This is a genomic window from Catenulispora rubra, assembly GCF_015356825.1.
Taxonomy (GTDB): Bacteria; Actinomycetota; Actinomycetes; order Streptomycetales; family Catenulisporaceae; genus Catenulispora; species Catenulispora rubra.
Map to the genome: position 1 here is coordinate 1 of NZ_JAACYW010000511.1, position 3,645 is coordinate 3,645.

At 68.1% G+C, this 3,645-nt stretch carries 2 protein-coding genes and 1 pseudogene; all 3 read right to left on the reverse strand.

Annotated features, from left to right (window positions below):
• Window positions 1-385, reverse strand: a pseudogene (locus GWK61_RS53225) (glycoside hydrolase family 2 protein); the annotation flags it as partial.
• Window positions 386-509: 124 nt separating this feature from the next.
• A complete protein-coding gene (locus GWK61_RS53230) occupies window positions 510-3,344 on the reverse strand; it encodes a ricin-type beta-trefoil lectin domain protein (RefSeq protein WP_194921981.1) in 2,835 nt (944 codons plus the stop codon).
• A 177-nt stretch (window positions 3,345-3,521) separates the two neighbouring features.
• A partial coding sequence (locus GWK61_RS53235) for an RICIN domain-containing protein (protein WP_194904277.1) occupies window positions 3,522-3,645 on the reverse strand: 124 nt, incomplete at its 5' end.

The window sequence follows — 3,645 nt, forward strand, 5'->3', positions numbered from 1 at the left end:
TCGCGCCGTCGAACTGCAGCCACAGCTTCTTGCCGGCCAGCGCGGTCGGGGCAGTGAAGTGCCGGCGGTACCAGCCGATACCGCGGTAGTAGTCGTTACCGCCGTCCTGGCCGTCCAGCGCGTTCCACGTGTGCGGCACCGCGACGGCGGTCCAGGACGAGTCGTCGAACGTCGGCGCCTGCGCACCGCTCACGTCGGTGCGGACGAAGCGCCAGCTGCTGTTGAGGTCGAAGCTCTGGCGAACCAGAGGCGGAGTGTAGGTGGCCGCGTGCGCGACCGGTGCCACGACCACATCCCCGGCCGCGATGACCGCCGTGGCGGCCGAAGCGGCGAGCAGGTGCCTGCGTGTCATGCCTTGGCTGGTCGTGTCTCGGAGCTCTGACATGTGCTGCCTTCTTGTTGAGGGTGCTGATTTGTCAGGTGGCGACGGGCTATGGCGCTCTCGCCGGTGGCAGCCGACGGCGATTCTCAGTCACCGCCGGCCGCCTGCCAGCAGGAGTTTCAGGGTGTTACGGCAGTTTCCATTGCTGGTTCCGGCTGCCGCTGCAGTCCCAGACGATCAACGGGGTGCCGTTGGTGGTGTTGGCGCCGGGGTCGTCCAGACACAGCCCTGACGGGTATGAAGCTGACTGCATGCCGCTGCGCAGAGTCCCGTCGGCTTGTGGGGTCCACTTCTGGTTCGCGCCGCCGCTGCAGGTCCAGATCTCCACTGGAGTGTTCCGAACCGCTGTCCCGTTGGTGACGTCCAAACACAGTCCGTGGACCTGCAGGGAGCCGCCGGATGCGACAGTCCACTGCTGGGCGCCGGTGCCGTTGCAGTCGTACAGATCCACTTTGGTACCGTCGGTGCCGGCGTTCGCCCAGTCATCGACGCACTTGCCGGCCAGGCCCGAGGTGATCGGGCCGGTGTGGACGCCGCCGTCCAGGCCGATCTGGACGTTGCCCAGGTGGCTGGCCGCAGTGGCCGGAGTGCCGGACAGCTGTGCGAAGCCCATGCCCGAGATCGGGGCGGCCACCGGCTGGATCAGGTAGGAGTGCCCGGACGTCGTCGGGACGCTGAACTGTGCGGCGGTCGTCGGCTTGACGATGACGGTGGCCTCGTCGCCGCCGTCGACGACCTCGACGCTCTGTCCGGGCCAGGGGTTTCGGACAGTGAGGGTGCCGGTGGATCCGGCGTTGACGCCGACGGTGCCGATCACGCCGCCGTGGATCTGGACGGAGACGGTGGATCCGCCGTGGATGTACTGGGTGCCGTCGGCGTCCCAGCCGGACGGCAGGGCGGGGGCGATGCGCAGCACGCCGTCGTAGTCCTGGACGAGTGATTCGTTGATGGCCAGGGCGACGTTCGCGGACTGCTCGATGTAGGGCTCCGATCCGGTGCTGCTGCCCCACAAGTTACCCAGGCCGTCGATGTGGGCCTGGTACTTCTGCGTGAGCGTGGCCAGGTCGGAGCCGACTTCGGAGCCCAGACCGAGGCGGGCGGCCTGGACCGCGTCGAAGCTCCAGTCGTTGGCGGTGGTGTTGACCCGGTGGGTGTACGTGCGCTTGGCCAGGTCGGTGAGCGCGCTCTGGTCTCCGATGAGGCTGTAGGGCCAGACGGCTTCCAGGTCGTCGTTCTCGGAGTTGTGCACGGCCGCCGTGGGCTGGGAGGACTGCCCGAGCACGTCGGTCCCCGAGGAGTCGGCCGTGGCCGTCAGGTTCTGCTGGTGCGTCGAGGAGTCGGTGCGCGGGTAATCAGGGATCTGCGGGATCGCGGTCTGCAACCGCGAGACCAGGCTCGCGTCCGTGCCGAGGGTCTGAGCGGCGGCGACGGTGGCCGGGAACAGGGACTTCATCGCGTCGATGACGTTGACCGGGTCGGCAACGCTCCACTGGTTCTCGTGGACGTTGGCGATGGTGTGCAGCAGCCCGTCGGAACCCTTGGTCGCGTAGGCCAGCAGGAACACGCACTCCTGCTGCAACAGCGGGTAGTTCGCGGCCAGGAACGCCCGATCGCCGGTGGTCTGGTACTGCTGCCAGACCCAGAGCCCGATCTCCGCGCCGGTGGAGATGGTCAAGCCGTTCCAGGTCGGGCCCGGCGGGTTGTTCTGGTCGCAGGAGGCGTCCCCGGTCGGGTTGGAGTCGTTCTGGTAGCCGTTGCCGTTGAAGCGCATGGTCTCGGGCACGCAGATCCCGGCCCGGCCACCCAGCTGCGCCTTGGTCCAGGCCTGGATGTCGGCCAGGTTCGAGGTGTACAGGTTGAACAGACCGCTGTTGAGCGTAGAGGCGCCGGCGCCGATGTTGGCGGCGACCTGGCCGCGCAGGTTCCAGAACCAGAACGCGGCCGGGTACCAGTTCTGGGAGTCCTGGGAGTAGTTGAACAGGTCCGCGACACCGGCCTGGGAACCGGGCAGGGAGCCGCGGGACTCCTCTGCGGTGGTGAAGTAGTACAGGGTCCGCAACTTCTCCATGTACTTCGCGACGCCGTCGGCCGAGGACAGTTTCACCAGGCCCAGGTTCGCCCAGTAGTTGTGCCACCAGGACAGGTGCGCGGCCTGCAGGGAACTGGAGGCTGCCGAGGCGTCGGTGCCCAGCAGCGCCGAGGCGGTCCCGGCCGCGTCGCCGCCGGCCCAGTGCGGCGCGCCGACGACCACGCGGAAGCTGCCGTCGGCGTTCGGGGTGAAGGCGACCTTGACCGTCTGGGGGTCGACTACGGATGCTGTGACACCGCGTCCGCCGGCGGTCAGCGCGGCCAGCGAGCCGAACGTCTGACCCGATCCGGTGGTCGGGGTGTTGTCGACCCAGGTCTCGGCCAGAGTCGCGATCTGCCCGGATACCGCTGCGGTCGGAGTGCGCCCGGACCACAGGTTGACCGTGGCGGTCTGTGCTGTGTTCGGGTTGGCGCCGGTGACGTCGACGACGAGTTCGTCCTTGTCGGCCCGGACGTAGACGGTCGCGGTCATCCCGCCGCCGGATTCGCGCAGCACCCCGTCGTATGGGTCGACGATGCCGGAGAAGTCGGCGGCGTTCGTGATCTGCGACAGCCCCGGAATCTGCACCTGGCCCGGCGACTTGCGGCCCGGAAGCGTGTCGGCGCGGTTGAGTTGGGCGGTGAAGCCGCCCGCAGCCCACACCGCCGCCCCGAGTGTGCCGTTGCCCAGCGGCATCGACTGCGCCGCAGCAGTGTTGGGACTTCCCAGAACGATGTTCGCTTCCCTGACGAGGTTGGGTGTGTCGACGTGGAAGGCGCCGCCCTGCCACGCCGTGGTGGCCGACCCGGTGGCGGCCGATGTCATCGGCCACGCCAACGCCGGAACGCAGAGCGCCACGACGGCTAGGGCCGCGCGCACAATACGAGGTCTCATGAATGGTCCCTGTCCGCCTATCCGCTTATACAGATCCCGATCCCCGCTCTACTCGGCGAGACCGGCCCCGCCGAGAGTCCCGTGTTGCAGATGCGGCTGGGCGGCGCGGTGGCCACCGTCTAAACCACGGCCACCGCTGACACACCCAGCATCAGTACGTTTCAGTCGTCGGGTGTGCTAGGGCAGGGTCCATTTCTGGTTGGTGCCGCTGTTGCAGTCCCAGATTTCCAGTTGGGTGCCGTTGGTGGTGTTGGATGCGGGGTCGTCCAGGCAGCGTCCTGATTGGCTGCTTTTGAGTGTG